At 72.2% G+C, this 23,431-nt stretch carries 24 protein-coding genes; 5 read left to right on the top strand and 19 right to left on the bottom strand.

All coding sequences use genetic code 11. The features are described from left to right. Positions 1 to 21: 21 nt before the first annotated feature. The 3 genes from HF526_RS00890 to HF526_RS00880 all read right to left on the bottom strand — a co-directional run bounded on the left by HF526_RS00890 (position 22) and on the right by HF526_RS00880 (position 1,364). Positions 22 to 576: a hypothetical protein gene (locus HF526_RS00890; RefSeq protein WP_169379249.1), complete on the bottom strand. Its 555-nt coding sequence runs from the start codon at positions 574 to 576 to the stop codon at positions 22 to 24. Between the two features lie 99 nt (positions 577 to 675). Further along, positions 676 to 897: a YybH family protein gene (locus HF526_RS00885; RefSeq protein ID WP_169379248.1), complete on the bottom strand. Its 222-nt coding sequence runs from the start codon at positions 895 to 897 to the stop codon at positions 676 to 678. After that, positions 876 to 1,364: a DUF3145 family protein gene (locus HF526_RS00880; protein WP_169379247.1), complete on the bottom strand. Its 489-nt coding sequence runs from the start codon at positions 1,362 to 1,364 to the stop codon at positions 876 to 878. The genes HF526_RS00885 and HF526_RS00880 overlap by 22 nt, the downstream gene beginning before the upstream one ends. A gap of 260 nt (positions 1,365 to 1,624) precedes the next feature. On the opposite strand from HF526_RS00880, the gene HF526_RS00875 reads away from it, so the two are divergent. Next, positions 1,625 to 1,984 carry a hypothetical protein gene (locus HF526_RS00875; RefSeq protein ID WP_169379246.1) on the top strand — a complete coding sequence of 120 codons (360 nt, stop codon included), beginning with the start codon at positions 1,625 to 1,627 and terminating at the stop codon, positions 1,982 to 1,984. Positions 1,985 to 1,991: 7 nt separating this feature from the next. On the opposite strand, the gene HF526_RS00870 is transcribed toward HF526_RS00875, so the two are convergent. Next, positions 1,992 to 3,056, bottom strand: a complete 1,065-nt coding sequence (locus HF526_RS00870; protein WP_338051202.1) for an MBL fold metallo-hydrolase — start codon at positions 3,054 to 3,056, stop codon at positions 1,992 to 1,994. Between the two features lie 10 nt (positions 3,057 to 3,066). Further along, on the bottom strand, positions 3,067 to 3,783 hold the full coding sequence (locus HF526_RS00865) for a transglutaminase domain-containing protein (RefSeq protein ID WP_169379245.1): 717 nt from the start codon (positions 3,781 to 3,783) through the stop codon (positions 3,067 to 3,069). A gap of 243 nt (positions 3,784 to 4,026) precedes the next feature. On the opposite strand from HF526_RS00865, the gene HF526_RS00860 reads away from it, so the two are divergent. Next, positions 4,027 to 4,239, top strand: a complete 213-nt coding sequence (locus HF526_RS00860; RefSeq protein WP_169379244.1) for a helix-turn-helix domain-containing protein — start codon at positions 4,027 to 4,029, stop codon at positions 4,237 to 4,239. Next, positions 4,236 to 5,015 carry a methyltransferase domain-containing protein gene (locus HF526_RS00855; protein WP_169379295.1) on the top strand — a complete coding sequence of 260 codons (780 nt, stop codon included), beginning with the start codon at positions 4,236 to 4,238 and terminating at the stop codon, positions 5,013 to 5,015. The genes HF526_RS00860 and HF526_RS00855 overlap by 4 nt, the downstream gene beginning before the upstream one ends. A 1,104-nt stretch (positions 5,016 to 6,119) precedes the next feature. Here HF526_RS00855 and HF526_RS00850 read toward each other — a convergent pair. Next, a complete protein-coding gene (locus tag HF526_RS00850) occupies positions 6,120 to 7,103 on the bottom strand; it encodes a pirin family protein (RefSeq protein ID WP_169379243.1) in 984 nt (327 codons plus the stop codon). A gap of 61 nt (positions 7,104 to 7,164) precedes the next feature. Beyond that, on the bottom strand, positions 7,165 to 7,653 hold the full coding sequence (locus tag HF526_RS00845; protein ID WP_169379242.1) for an NUDIX domain-containing protein: 489 nt from the start codon (positions 7,651 to 7,653) through the stop codon (positions 7,165 to 7,167). 314 nt (positions 7,654 to 7,967) lie between these two features. Between HF526_RS00845 and HF526_RS00840 the strand changes: the two genes are divergently transcribed. Next, positions 7,968 to 8,624 (top strand): HD domain-containing protein, encoded by a 657-nt coding sequence (locus HF526_RS00840; protein ID WP_338051201.1) that lies wholly within the window; start codon positions 7,968 to 7,970, stop codon positions 8,622 to 8,624. Between the two features lie 99 nt (positions 8,625 to 8,723). Here HF526_RS00840 and HF526_RS00835 read toward each other — a convergent pair whose 3' ends face one another. The 9 genes from HF526_RS00835 to HF526_RS00795 form a co-directional block, all read right to left on the bottom strand. Beyond that, entirely contained in the window at positions 8,724 to 10,964 is a 2,241-nt protein-coding gene (locus HF526_RS00835) for a site-specific integrase (protein ID WP_169379240.1), read from the bottom strand. Between the two features lie 65 nt (positions 10,965 to 11,029). Next, positions 11,030 to 11,356: a helix-turn-helix domain-containing protein gene (locus tag HF526_RS00830; RefSeq protein WP_169379239.1), complete on the bottom strand. Its 327-nt coding sequence runs from the start codon at positions 11,354 to 11,356 to the stop codon at positions 11,030 to 11,032. After that, positions 11,353 to 12,201 carry a tyrosine-type recombinase/integrase gene (locus HF526_RS00825; protein ID WP_239028152.1) on the bottom strand — a complete coding sequence of 283 codons (849 nt, stop codon included), beginning with the start codon at positions 12,199 to 12,201 and terminating at the stop codon, positions 11,353 to 11,355. Before HF526_RS00825 ends, HF526_RS00830 begins: the two co-directional genes overlap by 4 nt. A 339-nt stretch (positions 12,202 to 12,540) precedes the next feature. Next, positions 12,541 to 13,605, bottom strand: a complete 1,065-nt coding sequence (locus HF526_RS00820) for a CHAT domain-containing protein (protein WP_169379238.1) — start codon at positions 13,603 to 13,605, stop codon at positions 12,541 to 12,543. A 213-nt stretch (positions 13,606 to 13,818) separates the two neighbouring features. Continuing rightward, on the bottom strand, positions 13,819 to 13,962 hold the full coding sequence (locus HF526_RS00815; protein WP_211176579.1) for a hypothetical protein: 144 nt from the start codon (positions 13,960 to 13,962) through the stop codon (positions 13,819 to 13,821). Between the two features lie 180 nt (positions 13,963 to 14,142). Further along, positions 14,143 to 16,980: a vitamin B12-dependent ribonucleotide reductase gene (locus HF526_RS00810; protein ID WP_169379236.1), complete on the bottom strand. Its 2,838-nt coding sequence runs from the start codon at positions 16,978 to 16,980 to the stop codon at positions 14,143 to 14,145. Positions 16,981 to 17,064: 84 nt separating this feature from the next. Then, positions 17,065 to 17,553, bottom strand: coding sequence for a transcriptional regulator NrdR (gene nrdR, locus HF526_RS00805; RefSeq protein ID WP_169379235.1), 489 nt, complete (start codon positions 17,551 to 17,553; stop codon positions 17,065 to 17,067). Between the two features lie 172 nt (positions 17,554 to 17,725). Continuing rightward, positions 17,726 to 17,866, bottom strand: a complete 141-nt coding sequence (locus HF526_RS00800; protein WP_169379234.1) for a hypothetical protein — start codon at positions 17,864 to 17,866, stop codon at positions 17,726 to 17,728. Positions 17,867 to 18,364: 498 nt separating this feature from the next. Next, positions 18,365 to 18,904: a LysM peptidoglycan-binding domain-containing protein gene (locus HF526_RS00795; RefSeq protein WP_169379233.1), complete on the bottom strand. Its 540-nt coding sequence runs from the start codon at positions 18,902 to 18,904 to the stop codon at positions 18,365 to 18,367. 216 nt (positions 18,905 to 19,120) lie between these two features. On the opposite strand from HF526_RS00795, the gene lexA reads away from it, so the two are divergent. Next, positions 19,121 to 19,891 carry a transcriptional repressor LexA gene (gene lexA, locus HF526_RS00790; RefSeq protein WP_169379232.1) on the top strand — a complete coding sequence of 257 codons (771 nt, stop codon included), beginning with the start codon at positions 19,121 to 19,123 and terminating at the stop codon, positions 19,889 to 19,891. Positions 19,892 to 19,944: 53 nt separating this feature from the next. Here lexA and HF526_RS00785 read toward each other — a convergent pair whose 3' ends face one another. The 3 genes from HF526_RS00785 to dapF form a co-directional block, all read right to left on the bottom strand. Beyond that, complete coding sequence (locus HF526_RS00785) at positions 19,945 to 20,919, bottom strand: hypothetical protein (RefSeq protein WP_338051200.1); 975 nt, start codon at positions 20,917 to 20,919, stop codon at positions 19,945 to 19,947. A 50-nt stretch (positions 20,920 to 20,969) separates the two neighbouring features. After that, positions 20,970 to 22,448, bottom strand: a complete 1,479-nt coding sequence (gene hflX, locus HF526_RS00780) for a GTPase HflX (protein ID WP_169379231.1) — start codon at positions 22,446 to 22,448, stop codon at positions 20,970 to 20,972. 102 nt (positions 22,449 to 22,550) lie between these two features. Continuing rightward, positions 22,551 to 23,426 carry a diaminopimelate epimerase gene (dapF, locus tag HF526_RS00775; RefSeq protein ID WP_211176578.1) on the bottom strand — a complete coding sequence of 292 codons (876 nt, stop codon included), beginning with the start codon at positions 23,424 to 23,426 and terminating at the stop codon, positions 22,551 to 22,553. Positions 23,427 to 23,431 lie beyond the last annotated feature (5 nt).

Here is a 23,431-nt window from a genome sequence, read left to right as displayed (position 1 = left end):
CGACTCCGTCGTGCGGGCTGGCTAGCAGGCCGCCCCGAGCAGGCTTCCTGCGTTCCCGACCTCCAGCCGCAGCGGGCTGCCGCTCATCGGCAGTGCGCCGCGCCAGCAGATCCGAGCAGCCTGCAGGCCGGCCGGCGCGTCGGACAGGTCCTGGGTGCTGATGAAGCGGACCAGGGCCAGCACCCGGCCGCCGTCGAGATCGACGACGCGGTCGATCCGGATCGTTCCGTCGGTCGTGGTGTCGAGGCTTGCCAGCCACTGCGTGCGGGGCTGCTGCTCGACGCGCTGCCGCACCACCGTGGTGGTCCAGGCCGCGTAGTCATGGGCATTGATCGCGTCGAAGTAGCGCTGCAACTGTGCCCGGACGGCCTCCCCGGCGGGGTGCGCGCGGGCGTCGGCGCTCAGTTCGGCCACCGGGGACCCGGCACCCCGGGCCGGCACCGCAGGTGCCGCACCGGCCGGCGCGACGCCGTCGAAGCTGCGGTAGCCGAGCGACCACGCCGCGACACCGCCCGCCACGAGTAGCACGCTGAGCGTGACGGTCAAGGCCAGCGCCCCCCGCGCTCGTGTCCGCACCCCGGCAGTCTGCCCCAGCGCGGCGGCCCGCCCACGGCAGCGCGCCGGGACCGAGTCGTGATCATCCTCCCGGCCTGCCGGCGCTCGCCGCGGCTCAGCTCACTCGGAGGGCTCCCCGTTCCAGATGTCGACGGCCCACGCCCACGACCCGTCCGGCCGGCGTTCCCAGACGACGACGTACTTCGCGGTGTTCGTGACCGCCTCGCCGCCCTCCGGCCGGATGGTGATGGTCGCGCGGCCGACCTCGTGCAGGATGTCGTCGGATCCGGCGAGCCTCAGCGTCTCCAGACCGACGGGCGTCAGCCGACCTGGTGCAGCCACGTGACCGGCGCGCCGTCCCCGGCCAGCCGGAACGGCTCGAGCGCCGCATCCCAGGCCGACCCGAGGAGCTCGTTGATCCGCCCCGGGATCTGCCCGGGCGACCCGCCGGCCAGCAGCGCACGCAACTGGTCCTCGGCGACCACGATGTCGCCGTTGGCGCTCGTCCGCCCGCTCCACAGGCCCAGGCCCGGGGCGTGACAGAAGCGTTCACCGTCGACGCCCAGGCTCGGCTCCTCGGTGACCTCGAAGCGCAGCATCGGCCAGGCGCGCAGCGCGCCGGCCAGCGCACCGCCGCTGCCGGGTGGCCCCGACCAGGTGCACTCCGCGCGCAACTGACCGGGAACGGCCGGCTGCGGCGTCCATTGCAGCGTGACTCGGGTTCCGAGTACGCCAGAGATCGCCCACTCGACATGCGGACAGACCGCAGTCGGCGACGAGTGGACGAACACCACGCCACGTGTGCTCACTGCAGACCTCCGCTTCGAGACGAGGAACGTCTTCCCCTACGTCCTCGCGCCGCGTCGGGCTGCCGTGGAACTGCTGATTGTCCGGGTCCCGGGCCCGGGATACGAGAGTCGATGTCGCTGCGTGGTGATCACTCTGCCCCATTTGGCGGCAGACAGCCAGCACTGAGTGCTCTCCACGGCGTGTCGCGCACCGCCTGTCGTCGATGCGTCGGGTGCCGGATCAGCCGCGGCCGGTGACCGCTCCGCCGTCGACGAGGGTGGTGTCGGCGAGCAACGACGTGGCCGGAACCTGCACCGGGCCGGCCGTGGCGCCGCGCCGGAACCGGTTGCCGTCCGCGAGGAGCGATGAGGAGCAGGACGTCGGCCCGCTCCGCCGCCCGCGGCGCGACATCGTGCAGCAAGCTGTTGCGCAACGTGGCCCGCGAGCCGAGCCGGGCACCGTCACCGGCCACCCGGGTGATCTCCACCCGTTCGGCGGTCCAATCGTCGTCGCCGATGCCGGCCCCGGTGAACACGCCGGTGACGGCGCTGTCCTCGATCCGGACGGATCCGGGCCGCTGCATGCGCAGGAGGGTACGACCGGCCTCAGGGCCGACCGCGCCGGGTCCGACACAGAGTGAACCGGCATCACCCTGCGTGATAGTGGATGACGCCGTCCTCCTCCGTCGTGACCACCAGACCGCGCTCGGCCAGCACGTCCAGGTGTGCCGAGGTCTCCAGCGTGGCCAGCATCGCGTTGAACGGGTCGAGCTCGTCGAGGGTGCGCTCGCGGCGCGTCCACGGCAGCGCGGCCGCCACCTCGGCGCCCGTCGACCGGCCCTCCTTCACCGCGTGCAGCGTGGCGTCGAGCCGCCGCCCGTGGTGCTCGAGCAGCTCGTCGACCCGCTCGTGCACCCGGCGGCCGACCGGCCCGTGCGCGGGCAGCAGGGCCGCGTCAGGCATGCCGCGCAGCAGCCGCAGCGAGGTCAGGAAGTCCGCCAGCGGGCTGGCCGGCGGGGCCGGCTCGAACCCGATGGACGGGGTGATGGTGGGCAGCACGTGGTCGCCGGCGAACAGCAGCCCGCCCGCCGCATCGGCGAACACCAGATGCCCGCGGGTGTGCCCGGGCGTCTCGATGGCCTGCAGCCGCCGTTCGGTACCGGCGGCGCCCACCGTGACGACCGCGCGGTCGTCCAGCCACTCGTCGGGCATCTCCCACAGCAACGGGTCGGCCTTGGGTGGCGGGGTCGCCTCCAACTGCGCGGCCAGGCGATGCGCACCGGCGCGCCGCAGCCGTTCCCGGTGCACCCGGCCGGCGTCGTGGTCCCGGTAGTTGATCTCCTCCAGCCCGGGTTGCTCCGCGCGGCCCAGCAGCACCCGGGACCCGAACTCGCGGCGCAGCACCACGGCCTGGGTGTAGTGGTCGCGGTGCACGTGGGTGACCAGGAAGCGCCGGACGTCGCCGAGCCCGGCGCCGAGCCGGTCGAGCGCGCCGGCGAGCAGGTCGCGCGCCTCGGACAGCGCCCAGCCGGAGTCGATCAACGTCCAGCCGGCGCCGTCGGCCACCGCGTAGACGTTCACCGCCCGCAGGCCGTCGCTCGGCAGCGGCAGCGGAATCCGGTAGACGCCCGGGGCGCAGCGGTAGACCCCGGGCGCGGTCCAGTCGCCGTCCGGGTCGTCGTCGGGCACCGCGGCGTCATCAGGGCTGATCACGTCTCGCACACTAGATCCGGGTGGGCGCGGTGAACGCGTCGGTGTCGGTCGGGGCCGGCTCGCGGCGGTCGGCGCCGAACATCGCCTCGCCGTAGTACTCGCGGAACGTCGCGAAGATCTCGTCCAGCGGCAGGTCGGTGTGCACGCCGCGGTCGTTGACGTACTCCATGTACTTCTCACCACCCCCGGCGTATTCGTGCATCAGTGCGTCGCTGCGCCCGTCGAACGCGATCGGGTCGACCCCGAAGCGGGCGCAGAGCTCGGCGTTGAACGCCGGCGTCGCCTTGACCCAGCGGTCGTCGAGCAGCATGTCGGTGTAGCCGTGGTAGACGAACAGGTCGGCCCCGCCCATCCGCTCCCGCAGCCGCTGCGTGTTGAGGTGGTTGCGCACGTCGGCGAAGCCGAGCCGGGCCGGGATCCCGACGGCGCGGGCGGCCGCGGTGAGCAGCACCGCCTTGGGGACGCACCAGTTGCTCCTCGAGGTGGCGACGGCGCTGGCCCGGTAGGCGGCCGGGTCGGTGCTGAGCCCGAACGGGTCGTACCAGATCTCGTCGCGGACGGCCTCGAACAACCGCACGGCCATCGCGATCGGGTCGGTCTCGCCGCCCACCACGCGGCGGGCGAACGTCTGCACCTCCGGCGAGTCGGAGTCCACGAAACGGCCGGGGGCCAGGTACTCGGATCCGGCGCTGCGCTGCGGCCCCTGCGATGACCCTTGTGACGACACTGTCGGGTTTCTCCCCTCACCTCGGGCCCCTCCATCGGAACCCCCGCGACTACTCTACGCGCAGGTAGCCTGCACGTAGCGTTGCTACGTTGCGCTGACCCATCCTGCATTCCACCCGTCCGGGTCGCTGCTCGCACCTGGAAGGTGACGCATTGTCGGTTAGTGTCGCCACACCGGAACGGTGAGACGGCCGTTGCACGGCCCGATCGGGCACGACCGGTTCGACGCAGGAGAGGCTGGAGAATGGGACCAAGGGTGCCGGACCACCCGGACGTGATCGAGGCACCGTTCCTCACCGTGGCCGAGGTGGCCGAGCGGATGCGCGTCTCGAAGATGACCGTCTACCGGTTGGTGCACGCCGGGAACCTCCCTGCCGTCCGCTTCGGGCGCTCGTTCCGGGTGCAGCGCGGCGCCGTCGAGGACCTGATCCGGGCCGCCCGCTACGAGGCAGGCTGAGCACCCTGCTGCCCTTCGACGACGCCAGCGCGCGGCGCATCGCGCGCACGTACACGACTCCCGACATCGTCGGTCAGCGCGAGCACACGCTCGCGGCGCTCGACCTCGCGCCCGGCGAGCGGGTGCTCGACGTCGGCACCGGCCCGGGCCAGTTGCTGGCGGCGATCGCTGATCGGGTGGGTCCGGACGGGCTGGCGCACGGCGTGGACCCCAGCCCGGCGATGGCCGCGATGGCCCGGCAGCGCTGCGCGGACCGGCCGGGCGTGACCGTCACCGACGGCGGCGTCGACGGGCCCGGCTCGCTGCCCGACGGGCCGTTCGACGTGGTGGTGTCCACCCAGGTGCTGGAGTACGTGGCCGACATCCCGGCCGCACTCGCCGAGATCCACCGGGTACTGCGTCCCGGCGGCCGGGTGCTGCTGCTCGACACCGACTGGGACTCGGTGGTCTGGCAGGTGCGCGACCGGGAGCGGCACGCCCGGGTACTCACCGCGTGGGAGGCGCACCTGGTCGACCCGCGGCTGCCGCGCACCCTCGGCCCTGCGCTGCGGGCCGCGGGCTTCGACGCGGTCCGGGTCGACGTGGTACCGCTGCTCAACACGGCCTACGCCCGGGACACCTACAGCGCCGGCATCGCCGAGATGATCGCCGCCTTCGTCCCCGGCCGGGACGGGCTGACCCGCGCCGACGCCGACGCCTGGCTCGCCGACGTACGCGACCGCGACGACTACTTCTTCAGCCTCAACCGCTACGCGTTCCGGGCCGTCCGCCCGTAGTGCCTGCCGGCGACCGTTGACAGCTCGACTCCCGGCAGGCGGGAAGCCAGCCCTCGACGGCGCCACCGGGCCCTCGGGCCGCTCGCGCTCGCCGCGGCCGGCCAGCACCTGCTCGCGTGATCGGTGGGGCCGTTCCGGCCAGCCGACGGCGCCCGGCTCGGGCAAGCGCCGCTCACCCTCAGGCCGAGTGTGGAGACCCCGGCCGGTGGTGCTCGGGTTCGGAATGGGGGGTCTGGCGCGGCCGAGGCGTGTTCGCGCTGCCGCGCAGCGACCGAGAGACCCCGGGCCGGGAGCGGCGTCCCGCGCTCGGCGCGCGCCGGTCGGCTCGGCCACGGCCGCCCGCCACGAACGCGAGCAGCGTCCCCAGCGCGACGAGCGCGACCAGCGCCGCCACGATGAGTCCATACATGCCAACCGAGGGAGCAGTCATCGGCTCATCCGTTCTGTGAACACGTGTTCGCCGGGTGAGTCGCTGCTCGGGGGTTGCCGACGCAGTCGTTAGGTCCTGCGCCAGTTCGTTACCGAACAGTTATCATTCGGTGCCACATGGCGGAGCGCCCATCCGCCGACCGGCCCCCAGGCCTCAGCGGGCGCCGTGCGCCCGTCTGAGGAGATCAACCAGCCACTCGCCGGTCCGCAGATCCCCGGAGCGGCGCGTGGCCGGCCTGTCCACGGCCCCGACGATCGTTCGATGGACGAACCGGCGCCGATCGAACGCGAGTCAGGAGCGGGTCGGTGGCGGCGTCGAGGACGAGCCACCACACCGCGCCCGCGACCTCGCGGGTCAGGTCGGCCAGGTCGCGGACAGGCTGCATCGGGGTCATGAGAGTGCCGTTCTGTGCCGGGGAGCGAACTCGTCTCAGAGTCGTCGCCGGGATACCTCCCGCCGACGGCCGTCGAGGCGATCGCGCCGAGCGGTCGGGTGGCCGCGCCCGGTGATTGCGCCATCCCGCCATGCCCTCGACGCCGTTCGCCGCAGTTGCGCCGGCTGGACGACACCGCCGCTACTCCGCGGTCACGGCGGACGCTTCCGCTGCCGGTTGTGGTGGCGGTGACCGGTCAGCGCCCCATGCTCGGGCGCCCGTGGTGGTTCGGCCTCAACCGCTACGCGTTGCGGGCCGTCCGCCCGCGCGGGCGCAACGGCGTCGCCGGCAGTTCCGGGGCGGCCAGCGCCGGGCCGTCGTAGCCGCACACCGCGCCGAAGCGGTTCCCGCCGCTGCCCGCCAGCTCGGCCTGCCAGTCGGCCCGCGCCGCGGCGACCTCCTCGCCGCTGCTCCCGACGAAGTTCCACCACATCACGATCTCCTCGGCGAACGGCACCCCGCCGAGCAGCAGCATCCGGCTGTCGGTACCGGCGCGCAGCCGCAGCTCCGAGCGCCCGCAGCCCAGGTAGCAGAACGTCCCGGGGTCGAGTTCGCCGTCGATGTCCGGCGCGCCGGAGACGGTCAGCACCGCGTGCTCGAAGTCGGGCTCCAGCGGGATCCGCACGTCACTGCCCGCGTCCAGCGCGATGTCGACGCCGACCAGCGGGCTGTAGAGCCGGCCCGGGGAGAACGCCCCGCCCAGCTCGCCGAGCAGGACGGTCGCGCGCAGGCCGCGGTCGGTGACCACCGGCAGGTCGAGGTGGTGCTCGAAACGCGGCGCCGTCACCCGGTCGGCGTCGGGCAGTGCGATCCACAGCTGGGCGCCGTGCAGCACCGGCGCGTGCGGGTCCGGTGACTGCTCGGAGTGCGCGATGCCCGCCCCCGCCGTCATCAGCGCGAGCTCCCCGGGGCGGACGAGCACGTCGCCGCCCAGGCTGTCGCGGTGGTGCACCTCCCCGTCGAGCAGCCAGCTCACGGTCTGCAGCCCGACGTGCGGGTGCGGGGCGACCTGCATCCCGGGCTCGTCGGCGATGTCGTCGGGACCGTAGTGGTCGACGAAGCACCACGCGCCGACCATGCGCCGGTCGAGGCTGGGCAGCAGCCTGCGCACCTCGGTGCTCGCCCCGAGCTGCACAGTCCGGGCCGGCAGCAGCTCGCGCACCGGACCCGCCGTGGCGGTGCCGGCGCAGACCCGCAGCGCGCTGTCGGTCGCTGTGTTGCTCATTCAACTACCGTACTGTCCGCCCACCCGTTCGCGGGCACCCGACCTGACCGGTCGTGCAGGGTCAGAAACCGAACGTGACCACCGGGGGCAGATCGCCGTCGCGGAGCCGGTCGAACACGTAGCGCTCGTGCGGAACCACCGGGTCGGGCAGAGCGTCGAGGGCGAACCAGCGCAGGTCGGCCGCCTTCTCCGGCTCGACCAGCCGGGGTTCCCCGGTCCAGCGCCGGCACTCGAAGAAGAAGTCCACCCGCTCGTCGACGGACCGGTGGTTGCCCCGGGTGCGGTGCATCCCGGTCAACGGGGCGAGGTCGGCCGCGTCGATCGTGACACCGATCTCCTCGGCGGCCTCCCGGCACGCCGCGGCGAGGACGGACTCGTCGGCCTCCACGTGGCCCGCGGCCGCGGTGGCCCAGTGGCCGTCCATGAACCCGGTGTTCCGCCGCAGCTGCAGCAGCACCTCGTCACCCCGGCGCAGCAGGACGTACGCCGCGGGCACCAGCCGGAACCGACCGGTCGGATCGGGCGCCGGGTCGGATGTGGGAGCGGGCACCGACCGACTCTATGCGTCCCCCCTGCGCCGCCCACCGGGGCCTGCCCGACCCGCGAGATACGCCGGTTCCACGGCGATCCGGCGCGATTCGTCGGCCTGCTGGAGGAGTTCGTGGCCCCCGCCGCAGCGGCGCACTGAACCCCCGAGCAGTGGCGTCGGCTGCTGCGCGCCCCGAACCCGTCGCACCAGGATCAGGTGGCCGAGCGCTCGGCGACCTGAACCGGCCCGCCCGTCGCCGGAGCGAGTCCGGCACCGGCGGCCGCCCTCGTCACACCGGTGCGCATGCCGTGCCCGGGGCGTGCGACGGTGCCCTGGTGATCGACCCACTTCCCGCCGACGCCCCCGTCCTGCTCGTGGACGACAGCCCGCTGCCCGCCGGACTCGACTCCCGCCTGCGGGAACAGCTCACCTTCATCGTGGAGATCGACCGGCTCAAGACCGTGCTGCGGGCCTCCCCGCTCGCCGCGGCCGACCGCCGGGAGAACGACGCCGAGCACTCCTGGCACCTGGCGATGATGGTGCCGTTGCTGGCCGAGTACGCCGACCGGCCGATCGACGTCGGGCACACCGTGCAACTGGTCCTCGTGCACGACCTCGTCGAGGTCTACGCGGGTGACACCCCGCTGTACGACGCCGCCGCGCGGGCCGGCCAGGAGGCCCGCGAGCAGGCCGCCGCGGACCGGCTGTTCGCGCTGCTGCCCACCGACCAGGGCACCCGGCTACGGGCGCTGTGGGACGAGTTCGAGGCGCGGGCGACACCGGAGGCGATGTTCGCCAAGGCCCTCGACCGGCTGCAGCCGGTGCTGCTCAACTGGATGGCGGCGGGTGGCACCTGGCGCACCTACGGCGCCACCGCCGCGGAGGTGCTGCACCGGACGTCGGCGATCGGCGAGGCCTCGGCCACCCTCGGCACGGCGCTGAGAACGATCGTCACCGAGGCGGAACAACGCGGCTGGACCCGCACCCCCTGACTGCGTCATGGCTCCACAACGCGGGGGCACCGGCGCGCGAGGCGCGGGGCGAGCAATGCCCGCCCCGCGCCGACGCGTCGTCGTGCTGGTGCAGGGGCCCTATTCGGTGCCTGCGGTATGCCCCGGTCGGGCGGCGACGAAGGCGTGCCAGTCGCGGGCAGCGAGCTGGGACCAGCGGGTGGCGGTGACGTGGTGCAGGCCGATCAGATCGGCCAAGACGGCAGGCGGGAGCTGAGCGGCAAGAGCTATCAGGGCTGCGTTGCGGGCTGGCCGGGCGTGCAACCCGAAGCCGGCGAGTTTGGCTCCAAGGCCCTCGGCGCTTAGAGGTCGGCCGGGGACCAGGCCGGTGAAGAGCCATCGCCGCGCGCCCGGACTAGGTGAGTAGCGGGAACGCCCGCGCCCAGCTTCGGCGAGGTCACTGAGCATCTGAGCCAGCTTGGGCGGTAGAAGCAGGCGGTGGGCGCCGACGATGAGGTAGGCGGGTCCGTCGTCCTGCTGCTCAAGGTGATCTGTGGTGAGACTACGGACGCGGATGAGGGGGAGCCCGTAGAGCAGGATCAGGGCTGCCGCGGCGCGGGTGTCCAGTGGAGCCGTTGTGTCGTGGAGGCTGCGTTCGAGCAGCCGCCAGCGGTCCTGTTCGTCGAGCATCTCTGCGGGCTGGGACCGCGCTTGGGTTGGGACGCGGAGGTCCTTGACCAGGCGGTGTGATCGAGCCCAGGCCAGGAAGTAGCGGACTTCGCGGAAGCGGGTGGTGCCTTCAGCGAGCCAGCGATCGACGGCCGCTTGGTCGGTCGCTGCGAGGTCGAGTTGCAGGGTGTCGAGCCAGGTGAGGAACTCGAGGGCGACGCGGATCTTCATGCGGATGTGGTGGCCCGCCTGAGCTTGGTAGCGGCGTCGGGCCGCGATGCGGCGGGCGCGGCGTAGCACGAACCAGTGGGCGAACGGCTGGATCAGACGGACGTGGTGGTCCGGTTGGTCGACGAGCAAGGTGTCGAGCCAGGGCGGGATGCGTTCGAGGTCGTCGTTGCGGGCGGGCAGGACGCCTGCTTCGACGAGCAGTTGGCGCAGGAACATTTCCGCCCGGGTCTGGGGCAATGTGTCGAGGTAGTCGTGGGTGACCGCCTCCTCGCGGCTCGCGAGCTCCCGCAGTAGTCGCGCGCTGCCACTGCGGGCGAGCCATGCGATCTGTCCGTTGGGGTGCTCGGCGGCGAGGAGGAGCTCGCGGACGGGGGCGAGCTGTGTGTTGAGGGTGCCGTCGGGGCTGGTAAGTAGCTCGTCGACGCGGTCGGTGAGCACGCATCGGGCGCACTTGTCGCCGGTGTGGTGGCGGCCCGGGCGGTAGCAGGTGCGGCAGCGTGGGTCGAGGTCGCTGCCTGCGCAGGGCCCGCAGATGGAGCCGCGGTCGTCGTGGCCGATGAGCACGCGAACCTCGCGGCAGCCTGCGCAGGGAGCGGGATGGTCGTGCAGCGCGCAGTAGCAAGTGCTGCAGACTGGCCCGAGCGGGAGGAGCGCGTTGACGGGGCGGGAGCGGAGGCAGCGCGCGCATGTCCGTGGGATGCGGGGCGTGCAGTTTTTGCAGATCCACTCGCCGTGGTCGTCGCGGTGTCCCGGTCGGTCGCGGCCGCACTGGCTGCAGGTGGCGGTGGCCCTGGTGGCGGGATTGCAGCTTTCGCAAAGGTCGGGTGCGCCGTTCTTGCCGCGGCGGGAGACGATCCGGACCCGGTTGCAGCGTCCGCAGAGCGCGCGGGGCCGATGGTGCCGGCGGTAGCAGTTGACGCAGAGGGGCCCGTCGTCGCTGACGAAGACGACTCGGCCGACGCGTCCGCAACCAGCGCAGGGCTGCTGGGGCGGGGTCCAACAGCGCGAACAGATGGCGCCGCCGTTGTCGAGGCGGGCGACGGCGTGCTGGTCGCGGCCGCATCGGGCGCAGGGCTCGATCCGATCCGTGCGGTAGCAGGAGTAGCAGATCCGGCCTTCAGGTCGGCGGGCGGCAATACGAGTGTTTGTCCGCCCGCAGCGCGCGCAGTCGCCGAAGTAGCTCTTGGCTCCGCAGGCTTGACAGACTCGGCCGTTGCTGGCGATCCGCGGCAGGTTCGCGGTCTGCTTGCCGCAGCTGGTGCAGCAGGGCAGCACGACTGGGTAACCGGCGACGGCGAGCAGACCAAGCAGCCGCAACAGCACCTTGGGACCGTCAGTTGAGCCTGTCAGCAGGGCGTCCGGGTGGGCTTGCAGGTGGTCAGCGAGCTCGCGTAGCCCGATTCCGCCGGTGGCTCGTGCGGCGGCCAAGACCTCGTCGAGTGCTCGCTCGTCGAGATCGGCGATTGAGGAGTTGAGCGTCATTCGGATCGCAGTCTGACGCTGCTGGGTCTGTTCTCGGCGCCGGGTCTCCCGAGTCTTGCGAGAGGTCACGACTGGCGCGGGCGACGGATGGTGGTGCGCCGAACTTCCGGAGCGGGCCGGGGAGCGGTGTCGGTGCCGGTCTTGCGCACCGTGGCGTTGACAATGGTGACCTCGATGAGGTCGTTGGGGCTGCAGTCGAGGATGTCGCAGAGCGCGGCGAGGGTGTCCATCGAGAGACGCTGCGGGGGCTGGGTGACCAGCCGGTAAACCTGTTCGCGGGAGAGTTCGATGCCGCGCTCGGCGAGTAGCGGCACCAGGTCTGAGGTCTGGAACAGGTCGCGCTCGGCCATGCGTCGGCGCAGGTGCCACTGAACGCCCATCTTCTTGATCATGAGTCGGGCTCCCAGAGGTCGAGGCTGGGCGCGGTCAGCGACCGCTGCAGCAGTCGGTTGCGGTAGTCGTCGGAGACTCCGGTGTAGATCGCCGTGGTGCTGGCGTAGGAGTGACCGACCTGCTCTTGGACGAAGCGTTCGGGATAGTCGAACTCGACCAGGTGCGTGACGTAAGAGTGCCGCAGTGAGTGCAAGTCCAGCTCAGGGTCGATGCCAGCCGCGGCGCGGGCGTGCTCGAAGGCCTCGTTGATCGACCGCAGCGACATCCGGCCGCGGCGCTCGGTCATCCAGAATGCCGGATGCTCCCCCGGGACGAACATCGGCCGGACCTCGGTGAGGTAGTGCTCGATCAGCTCGACGATCCAGTCGAACTCCGGAACCGTCAGGACAGTGCGACGCTTTGCAGCGCTGCCGCGCGAGGACTTTCCGTGGCGAACGAACAGTCCGCCGACGCGGCCGAAGGCCTTTGCCTTCGGGTTGCTGCGGAGATCCACGAGGTCGAGACCCCGGGCTTCCTGACGGCGCAGCCCGAACGCGTAGACGGTCTTGAGCAGCACCGCGTCCCGTTGCGCGGCGGCGGCGCCCTTGCGTCGACGTCCGCGGATCTCCTCGACGCGCCCGTCAGCGGCGTCGAACAAGGCCTGGACCTCGTCGTAGCTCAACGGGCGCCGTGATGTGCGGCCCTCGAACTCGACGTTGTGGACCACCGAGTTCCACTCGTGCAGCACCTGCTGCGGAGCAGCGCCGAACCGCTTCAGACACTCGCCGGGCCAGCCATAGCGGGCGTCGGTGACGTACTCACAGAACAGCCGCAGCGCGTTCTGGTAGCTGCGGGCGGTCGACATCGCCACCGAGAGCGAGACCATGAACGCCTCGAGCTCGCTCGGTGTCCACTGCCAGGGTACTGGTTGGAGAACCGGGCGAACCGGCGCACCATCTCGAGCCGGGGCTTGATCGTCGCGTCCGCCCGCAGGAACCGCGACCGCTGCTGGCGTGACCAGCCCTCCAACATCGCCTCGAACATCGCCGGGCCGGGGTCCAGATGACGAACCCCGGACACCAGCACTGAGGACGCCGCCCCCGGCAGCACTGCACCTTGGTCCACGAGGTTGCATCTAACACAACATCGATGCATTCGATCAAGGAGAGTCCCGGTCCAACCCGAGGGCAGCGCCGCCAGGTGTCTAGCCCGTCGCCTCGGTCGCGTCAGGCGGAACCACGAGGGTCAGCGAGCGGGGGTCGGCATCGGCTGCGTGGAAAAGCTGCGGCAGCTCGGCCCCGGTCAAGCCGTTCAGGGCCAGACTCGCGCGGCCCAGCTCGTGCGCCTCATGCAGCGAGGTCCCGTCTGCGATGGACGTGTAGAACCGTGCGGCGTAGGAGATCGCCGTCCCGTCCTCGACGCTCTCAGACATCCCGATCGCGAACGGCACGACCTGCTCGACCAGCCGAGCCGCCTGATCCGCCGACTCGCACGAGTTGAGCATCACCAGCAGAGGGGGTTCGCTCACAGCACCCAGCGTCCTGGCGAAGGCGTCGGCTCCGACATCGACACCCGCGTGGGGCTGGTCGACGTCGTTCTCGAACACCAGCAAGTCCTTGCTGCTGTGCCCTGAGAAGTGGACGACGTGCGGACGGAACCTGACCAAACCGTCGAGCAGGTCATCGGTAGTCGCAGAGGACTTCACCTCGAACTCGATGAGATCGCGGTGCAGAGCGCTCTCGGTCGCACGACGAATCCGTGTCTGTTCACGGCCAACCCGGAGGTCCCCCTCCGACGAGGCTGCGAGCATCAGGATCCTCAGACGCTCCGCCTTCGGCGGCCGCATCTCCCGCAGCTCACTCACGTCAGCTTCGGTCCGAGCAAGCCTCGCCATGAGCTGCCGGTGGTCCTGATCGGCTCGCCGCCGAGCCGCTGCATGCTCTGCTTGCTGCTTCCGAGCCTCGTCCTGCTCGGCCTTCGACAGTCGAGCCTGCAAAGTGGCGATGTCCTTCGCGAGGCTGGCAACCTTGCCCTGCGTGGCGGCGGCCTCCTTGGCCGCGTCGTTCGCCGCCTTCTCGTAGCGTTCGGCATCGCGGTGCTTCGAGCGGCGAGTGATCTCGCTCTTCGTGCCGCTTGCGGCCGCCCTGGCCTTCGCGGCGGCAGCGCGCTTGTCGGCCTCCTTCTTGCGGGCATCCCCCGCCTTGCGCTCGGCTGCAGCCTGCTGCTCCTGCTTCCTGAGCAGTTCCCTGCGGTAGTGATCGCTATTCATGACGCTGCCTCTCCGCGCGCCACCTCAGACCTACGCGCGACCGCTCTGAGGCTCACAGCCTCAGAGTTTTCGGATCCGACTTTGGCGCACGCAGGCCTGACCGATCGGGTAGTGATGGGCCACTTCCCGTCGCGGGATGCACTGCGGCGTCGTTAGGGTTCCGAGGCCCGGGCCGAGGATGGTGCCAACATCCTCGGCCCGGGCCTCATCGCCCTACTTCTTCTTCTTGCTCGGGCGGGTCTGCGCCAGAGCGCTTCCTGCAGCCGACTTGGCCGCCGGCGACGCCTTGCTCTGCAGGACCTTCGATGCCGCCTTCGCGACCTTCGCGCTGGTCTGCTTCGGATTGGTCTTCGCCACATTTCCTCCTCTCTGAGCTCCGATCCACCTCGGGCCGCCTAGATCCTCAGCAGGGGTCATAGGCGGCCCGAGTCACCGGCGGGTTACACCCGCCGGCCGTCGCGTGGGGGTAGCGCCCCCTTCTGTGGAGTTGTCGGCCGACGACGCGACCTGTTGCAGCTAGCGCAATACCGCCTATTTTCAGCTGCAGCCGCTGGTCGAGCCGCAGCCCTCGCACACGTAGCAGGACCCGGCCGGGCGCATCTTCGTCCCGCAGGTCATGCACAGCGGGGCGTCGGCGGCCTTGCCCAGCCGCAGCTCGAGCAGCTCGGTGGAACTGCCGACCTCGACCGGGGCCGGCGTCACCCCGGCCGGGGTCTCCGACTGCGCGGGCGCCGCGTCCACCGAGGTCCGCAGGGCCTCGAGGTCGACATCGCCGTAGCTCTCCGCCACCTGGGCGGTGCGCTCGTCGGCGGAGAAGATGCCGAGCTGGGCCCGCTTCTCGTAGGGCAGGTAGTCCAGCGCCAGCCGGCGGAACAGGTAGTCCAGCACGCTCGTCGCGATCCGCACGTCCGGGTCGTCGGTCATCCCGGCCGGCTCGAAGCGCAGGTTGGAGAACTTCGAGACGTAGAACTCCAGCGGGATGCCGTACTGCAGGCCGACCGAGATGGACATCGAGAACGCGTCCATCACGCCCGACAGCGTGGAGCCCTGCTTGCCGAGCTTGACGAAGATCTCGCCCAGCCCGTCGTCGGGGTAGGACCCGGCGGTCAGGTAGCCCTCCGCGCCGCCGACGGTGAACGAGACCGTCTCGCTCGGCCGCTTCTTCGGCAGCCGGCGGCGGACCGGACGGGCCTCGACGACCGGCGCCGCGTCGGCGGTCGCGGTCTCCTTGGCGCCCTTGCCGGCCGACAGCGGCTGGCCGACCTTGCAGTTGTCGCGGTAGATCGCCAGCGCCTTGAGCCCGAGGCGCCAGCCCTCCATGTAGATCTTCTCGACGTCGGCGACGGTGGCCGCCTCCGGCATGTTGACCGTCTTGGAGATCGCGCCGGACAGGAACGGCTGGACCGCGGCCATCATCCGGACGTGGCCCATCGCGGCGATGGACCGCTCGCCCATCGCACAGTCGAACACCTCGTAGTGCTCGGGGCGCAGGCCCGGGGCGTCGATGACGTGCCCGTGCTCGGCGACGTACTCGATGATCGCCTCGGCCTGCTCGGGCTGGTAGCCCAGGACCTGCAGCGCCCGCGGCACCGTCTGGTTGACGATCTGCATCGAGCCGCCGCCGACCAGCTTCTTGAACTTGACCAGCGCCAGGTCCGGCTCGATACCGGTCGTGTCGCAGTCCATCATCAGGCCGATCGTGCCGGTCGGGGCCAGCACCGAGGCCTGCGCGTTGCGCCACCCGTTGCGCTCGCCGATGGCGAGGGCGTCCTTCCAGGTGATGGTGGCCAGCTTGTGCACCGGGATGCTGGCAGGCAGCGTCCGGACCGCGTCGTTGGCGGCGGCGTGCTTGCGCATGACGCGCTGGTGGGCCTCGGCGTTGCGGGCGTAGCCCTCGTAGGTGCCGACGACGCCGGCCAGCTCGGCCGAGCGCTTGTACGCGGCGCCGGTCATCAGCGAGGTGATGGCTGCGGCCAGCGAGCGGCCGCCCTCGGAGTCGTACGCGTGCCCGGTGGCCATCAGCAGCGCGCCGAGGTTGGCGTAGCCGATACCCAGCTGGCGGAACTTGCGGGTGGTGTCGGCGATCGGCTCGGTCGGGAAGTCGGCGAAGCAGATCGAGATGTCCATCGCGGTGATGACGATCTCGACGGCCTTGGCGAACCGCTCGGCGTCGAACCGGCCGTCGTCGCGCAGGAACTTCAGCAGGTTCAGCGACGCGAGGTTGCAGCTGGAGTTGTCCAGGTGCATGTACTCCGAGCACGGGTTGGACGCGGTGATCCGGCCCGACTCCGGGCAGGTGTGCCAGTCGTTGATCGTGTCGTCGTACTGGATACCGGGGTCGGCGCACTCCCAGGCGGCCTGCGCGATGCCGCGGAACAGCGTCTTCGCGTCGATCGTGTCGATGACCTCACCGGTCATCCGGGCGCGCAGCCCGAATTCGGTGCCCTCCTCGACCGCACGCATGAACTCGTCGGTGACCCGGACCGAGTTGTTCGCGTTCTGGTACTGCACCGACGTGATGTCGGCACCACCGAGGTCCATGTCGAACCCGGCGTCGCGCAGCACCCGGACCTTGGCCTCCTCCTTGGCCTTGGTCTCGACGAACTCCACGATGTCGGGGTGGTCGACGTCGAGGACGACCATCTTGGCGGCCCGGCGTGTCGCGCCACCGGACTTGATGGTCCCCGCGCTGGCGTCGGCGCCGCGCATGAACGAGACCGGGCCGGAGGCGGTGCCGCCGGAGGAGAGCAGCTCCTTCGAGGAGCGGATGCGCGACAGGTTCAGCCCGGCGCCGGAACCGCCCTTGAAGATCAGACCCTCCTCGCGGTACCAGTTGAGGATCGACTCCATGGTGTCGTCGACGGCGAGGATGAAGCACGCGCTGACCTGCTGCGGCGAGCTGGTCCCGACGTTGAACCAGACCGGCGAGTTGAAGCTGAACACCTGGTGCAGCAGCATCCAGGTGAGCTCGTGGGCGAAGATCTCGGCGTCCTCGGCGGTCGCGAAGTAGCCGTTGTCCACGCCGGCCTTGTGATAGGCGCCCACGACTCGGTCGATGAGTTGGCGCAGGCTCGACTCCCGCTGCGGCGAGCCGACGGCGCCGCGGAAGTACTTGCTGGTGACGATGTTGGTCGCGTTGACCGACCAGAAATCCGGGAACTCGACGCCGCGCTGCTCGAAGTTCACCGTGCCGTCGCGCCAGTTGGTCATGACGACGTCACGGCGCTGCCAGTCGACCTCGTCGTAGGGGTGCACGCCGGGAGTGGTGTAGAGGCGCTCGACGGTCAGCCCGACCGGCCGCTTGCGCTTGTCCCCCTGCTTGGCGCCGGACTTGTCCCCGCGTCCCGAGGCTGTGGCCCCGACGGTCTCCGTCATGCTCTCCCTCTTCTGCTTGCCGAACATGCTCTGTGGGTGCCCTCGGCCCCGGTGGGAGTCGACGGCGGACTCCGGTCGGGTACGTCAACCGGTGGAGGAACCACTGCGCTGTTCGACTGCTTCCCCGGCAGCCGGCCGACGCAGATCGGCGATCTCCTTCTCGAAGTCCTCGATGGAGGAAAACGAGCGATAGACGCTGGCGAAGCGCAGATAGGCGACTTCGTCGAGTTCCCGGAGCGGCCCCAGGATGGCCAGCCCGACCTCGTGGCTGGGGATCTCGGCGGCCCCGCCCGCCCGGACCGCCTCTTCGACGCGGTGCGCGAGCTGCTGGAGCGCGTCCTCGTCGACCGGGCGCCCCTGGCAGGCACGCCGCACGCCGCGCACGACCTTCTCGCGGCTGAACTGCTCCGTGACCCCGCTGCGCTTGAGCACCGCCAGCACAGCTTCCTCGACCGTGGTGAACCGGCGGCCACACGCCGCGCACGAGCGGCGACGCCGCGTGGCCTGACCGTCCTCCACCTCGCGGGAGTCGATCACACGGCAGTCCGAATGACGACAGAACGGGCAGCGCATGATGCGTCCCCCTCCCCCGAGAACCCCAACCTGTAGCCGAACGACACGAGTGTAACCACAACATGTTGGGGTTACGAAGCTCTGCACACCGGTCGGTGACATGTGTCGCCCAATCGAGACAGCACGCCGTACAGCACCCGGCACACACCGCGTCGGCACCGGCGGAGAGCCGTCAGCCGAGCGGTACCCGGACGACCCGTCCGGGGTCCGGCCACTGCGCAGGGGCACCACTCTCGACCACGATCCAGGCGACGACGGCATCGGCGTCCACCGCGCACTGCTCGGGCGCGACCCGGCGCGCCAGGTCCTGCACCGTCTCCCCGGGCGCGCCGTCGCCTCTCGCCGGTCCCCACCGCGACCGGCGCTGCACCCGGCGCCCACGCCACCGCGGCCAGGCCTCGGCGGATCCGCGACGGCCCGATCGCAGCCCGGGCCCGACCACGGCGCCCTGCGCGCGGAGCGCGACCCGCTCGTGGCAACCCGCCTACTGTACGTACACCCGAACGCGCACTCACGGCCGGCGTCCCGGAGACCGAATCGGCACGCTCCGCTGCGCACACGGCGCGCCGCACGGCTGCCCGTTCGCCGCCGATCCGGGCCGATCGCACTCCGGTACCCGGCCGGCCGATCGCGCAGCGCCGTCACCGCGCCCGCCCCGGCGACCCTCGCCCCCCGGTGCCCCGACATCCATGACGGCCCCCTTGTCGCCGCATCCGGTGGCCCGGGCCCGGCGGGCCCGGGCCCGGCCGAACACCTGTGCGCTGTCCGGCAGCGGGGTCCGACGATGCCGGACGACTCGGACGGCAGACCGTCAGCCGGCGGGCACCCGCAGCACCTGGCCGACCCGCAATGACGTCGAGGACAGCCCGTTGTCGACGACGATCCGCTCCACCACCGCGGACGTGTCCGACGCGGGAGCGGCCCGCCGGGCCACCCCCCAGACCGTGTCGCCGGCACGCACACTGACCTCCCGGGTCCCCGACGGGACCGTCGAGCGGGCGACGGCGTCGCCGGCCAGCCCGGCCAACTGCCCCCACCCGACGACGGCCCCCGCCGAGACCAGCATCAGCACCGCCCCGGCCACCGCACGCCGCAGCCGGTAGCGCCGCGCCGACGGGGTGCCCGCGACAACCCGGCCCGGGCGGCCGGACGCCGGCCGGGCCAGCACCCGGGCCCGCGCGGGCAGCGGGGCCGCGGTGACCGGGCGCACCGGCACCGCCGCGACACCGGGCCGGACCGGCCGCGGGCCCCGGCCCGGAGCCGCGCGGCGCCGCCCACGGCGCACGCCGGGCACACCCGCCCGCGCGTCACCGGGCGGCCCGACCCTGCCGTCGATCGTGCTGAGCCCCATGGCGACCTCTCCGTCCCTCGCGTGCCCGACCCCGGTTCGCACAGACGTTCGATCGAACGTCTGTGCGATGTGTACCAGCTGGAGCCGTCGGAATCGAGAATCCGAGGGCGTGTCGTTCGAACATGTGTTTGGCGCAGCGGGTGATCCGGTCTAACGTTTGTGCAACGACGCGGCGCCCACGGGGCCGCGAGAACACGCGATGAGGAGGCGAACCAGATGGCACGGGACGAATCCGGCACCGGCGCGGACGCCGGCCGGGGCCCCGGGCAGGTGCGCGCCTTCCCGGACCCCCCGGCCGATCCGGTGGGATTGACGCCGCGCCAGCGCAAGGTGCTCGAGGTGATCCGGGACTGGGTGGAGCGGTTCGGCTACCCGCCGAGCGTGCGCGAGATCGGTGACGCGGTCGGGCTCACCTCCACCTCGTCGGTGCATCACCAGCTGCGCACCCTGGAGCGCAAGGGCTATCTGCGTCGTGACCCCAACCGCACCCGCGCGGTCGACGTCCGCGGCCCCGACGAGGGCCCCGCGGCCCAGGAGCAGGACGCGGTGCCGGGTCGGATCGCCGTCGAGGTGGCCGACGCCGAGTCCGGGGCGACGGGCTCGGATCGCCCGTCGCCGGCGTTCGTCCCGCTGCTGGGCAACATCGCGGCCGGTGGGCCGATCCTGGCCGAGCAGGCCGTGGAGAGCGTCTTCCCGCTGCCGCGTGAGATCGTCGGTGAGGGCACGCTGTTCCTGCTGAACGTGCGCGGCGACTCGATGGTCGACGCGGCGATCCGGGACGGCGACTGGGTCGTGGTGCGCCAGCAGCCGGTCGCGGAGAACGGCGAGATCGTCGCCGCGATGATCGACGGCGAGGCCACGGTGAAGACGTTCAAGCGCCGCGACGGGCACGTGTGGCTGATGCCGGCCAACCCGGCCTACGACCCGATTCCCGGCGACGAGGCCTCCGTGCTCGGCCGGGTGGTGGCGGTGCTGCGCCGCCTCTGAGCGGCCCCTGAGCCGTCCCCGGAGCCGCCTGGGACCGGGGGTCGGCGAGCCGCTCAGCGCCGGCGCCGCCGGGCCCCGTGCACGGCCATCACCACGGCCAGCAGCACGAGTACGCCGGCCGCGGCGACCGCCCCCACGGCGGCCGGCAACCACGCCGGCGCGCTCTCGTCGGCGCCCACCACCGGCGGGTCCGCGGGCGCCGGCCCGCGGCCGCTCGTGGCGGCGAGACCGGCGGCGCCCGGTACCGCCCGGATCTCGCCGGGTACGACGCGTAGCTCCGAGCCCGACAGCAAGGTGCCGTCGGGCTCGAACGCAAGGGCCTCGCCCTGGGGTTCGCCGGGCAGCGGGACGCGGGCCGGGGTGCCCGCCAGCGCAGCGACCAGGTCGCCGTCGGTGACCGGGTAGAGCCAGGCGTCGGTGTAGCTGCGCAGCGCTGCGACCCGGCCGTCGGCGCTGAGCGCCGCGCCGGTGACCTGCCGCGACCCGAGCCCCCCGAGCGGGCCGCCGGCCGTGTCGGACGCCGGCAGCGCCACCTCGCCGACGAGCGCGAGCGGGGTCGGGCCGGGTTCGGCCGGCGGGCCGGCCGGCCGGTAGATCCCGGCCCGGCCCACCTCCTTGGTGATGAGCAGCGGGACGCCGTCGGCACCGACGAGCAGCGCCTCGGCGTCGTGCGGGCCGTCCGGGTAGGTCAGCCGGTGCAACCGGGCGCCGCCGGCACCGCCCGCAGGCAGCGCGACGAGCGCGACGGTGTCCCGGCGGCGCTCGTTGTCACCGGTGTCGGCGACCCACAGCGTGCCGTCGGGACCGCGGGCGAGGTCCTCGGCGTCGAACGGATCGATCGCGGCCGTGCGGGTCTCGAGCACGCGGCAGATCGGGCCGGTGGTGTCGAGCCGGTGCAGTTCGACGCGGCGCCCGCCGTCGTCCGTCGCCCACAGCCCGCGTTCGTCGACGACCATCCCGGACAGCTCGGACAGCCGGGGGTCCTCGACGGTGCAGCGGGTCTGCGGCGCGGGCGCGCCGGCCGTCACCGGTCCGGCGGTCAGCGCCGCGGCGAGCAGACCGGCCAGCGCCGGAATGCTCAGCGGCCCGCGCCGTCGCCGGCAGCGCTGCCGGTCGAGCCGGCCAGCGCGAACGGCAGCACCGCCGTCGCCAGTTCGGCGCCGACCCGGGCGTGCAGCCGGGTGCCCTCGGCCGTGTGCTCCTCGGCGAGCACCTCGCCCTCGGCGTGCACCCGGGCCGCCAGCGAACCCTCGGTGTAGGGCAGCAGCAGCTCGACGTCGACCTCCGGGCGCGGCAGCAGGTCGGCGATCCGCCGGCGCAGCCTCGCCACCCCGTCGCCGCGGCGCGCGGAGACGAACACCGCGTCCGGCAGCAGGTGGCGCAGCCGGGCCAGCTGCAGGTCGCCGGCGGCATCGGTCTTGTTGACCACCAGCAGTTCCTGCGGCATCCGCCCGTGCCGCTGCTCACCGATCTCGATCAGCACCTGGCGGACCGCCTTGATCTGGTCCTCGGGCAGCGGGTCGGACGCGTCGACGACGTGCAGCAACAGGTCGGCCTGCGCGGTCTCCTCCAGCGTCGAGCGGAACGCCTCGACGAGCTGGTGGGGAAGGTGGCGCACGAAACCGACGGTGTCGGTCAGCGTGTACGCACGCCCGTCCGGCGTCGCGGCCCTGCGGGTCGTCGGGTCCAGCGTCGCGAACAGGGCGTCCTCGACCAGCACCCCGGCGTCGGTCAAGGCGTTGAGCAGGCTCGACTTGCCGGCGTTGGTGTAGCCGACGATGGCCACGCTCGGCACCTCGTTGCGCCGCCGGTTGCCGCGCTGGGTCTCGCGGACCGTGCTCATCGCGGCGATCTCGCGGCGCAGCTTGGACATGCGGTGGCGGATCCGCCGCCGGTCGAGCTCGATCTTGGTCTCACCCGGGCCACGGCCACCGATGCCGACGCCGCCGGCGGCCCGGCCGCCGACCTGCCGGGACAGTGCCTCACCCCAGCCGCGCAGGCGGGGCAGCAGGTAGGAGAGCTGTGCCAGTTCGACCTGCGCCTTGCCGTCCCGTGAGCGGGCGTGCTGGGCGAAGATGTCGAGGATCAGCGCGGTCCGGTCGATCACCTTGACCTTGAGCTTCTCCTCCAGCTGACGCAGCTGGCCGGGCGAGAGCTCGCCGTCGGCGATCACGGTGTCGGCGCCTGCGGCCTGTACCGCCGCGCGCAGCTCCTCGACCTTGCCGGTCCCGATGAAGGTCGCCGGGTCGGGGCGGCTGCGCCGTTGCACGAGGCCGTCGAGCACCTGGGAGCCGGCGGTCTCGGCCAGCCGGGCGAGTTCGACGAGCGACGCGTTGGCCTGCTCGGAGGTGCCCTCGGTCCAGACGCCGACGAGCACGACGCGCTCGAGCCGCAGCTGGCGGTACTCGACCTCGGTGATGTCGGTGAGTTCGGTGGAGAGCCCCGCTACCCGCCGCAGGGAGGTTCGCTCCTCGAGCTCCATGTCGCCCGTCGAGGGCGGTGTGGCCGTGCCGGCCAGGCCGCCGCGTGCGGTCGTGTCCAGTGGGGATTCAGTCATCGTGAGGTTCATGCTCCCACGTCAACGCTTCCGACGTCCGCTTTGTTTCGTCCCGGCCACCCGGCCGGTCGGGTAACCGGGCCGCGCCGGCGACCCTGCCCCTCAGACCTGGGCGTCCCACCACGAGCCCTCGAGCTCCCCGTGGCCGACCAGCACCGCCGGGCCGTGCAGCGTGGTGCTGCCGTCGTCGACGGTGACCCGCAGCCGCCCGCCCGGGGTGCGCACCGCGACGGTGCCGGAGCCGGCACCGGCGTGGCGCAGCACGGCGACGACCGCGGCGACGGTCCCGGTGCCGCAGGAACGGGTCTCCCCCACCCCGCGCTCGTGCACCCGCATGGCGACCTCGCCGCTCCCGCCGGTCAGCGGGCTGACGAACTCGACGTTGACCCCGTGCGGGAACAGCGCCGGGTCGTAGCCCGGCGGCACCTCCAGCTGGAGGCTCTCCAGCTCCACATCGGTCACGCAGGCCAGGTGCGGGTTGCCGACATCCACCGCGATGCCCGGGAACGCGCGCCCGGCGACCGCGGCCGTGCTGGCGTCACCGATGAGCGCCGGGCCCATGTCGACCGAGACCTCGCCGTCGGTGGCGTCGCCACCCTCGAACCACACCGTGCGGATCCCGCCGCGGGTGCCCAGCCGCAGCTCGGTGTCCGGGCCGTCGGGCAGCCAGCCGGCGTACGCGAGGTAGCGGGCGAAGACCCGGACCCCGTTGCCGCACATCTCGGCGATGCTGCCGTCGGCGTTGCGGTAGTCCATGAACCACTCGACGCCGGGCTCCGCCGCGGGCACGGTGTCGTCACCGCCCAGCGCGGCCCACCGGACCACCCGCAGCACGCCGTCGGCCCCCAGGCCGCGCCGTCGGTCGCACAGCGCGGCGACCCGGGTGGCGGACAGGTCCAGCACTCCGTCGGGGTCGGGCAGCACAACGAAGTCGTTCTCGGTCCCGTGCCCCTTGGCGAACCGCACCGTGCTTCCCATGCCCC

Source organism: Pseudonocardia acidicola (assembly GCF_012911935.1).
GTDB lineage: Bacteria > Actinomycetota > Actinomycetes > Mycobacteriales > Pseudonocardiaceae > Pseudonocardia > Pseudonocardia acidicola.
The sequence above is the reverse complement of the archived record's forward strand: the minus strand, read 5'-3'. Positions and strand labels throughout refer to the sequence as shown.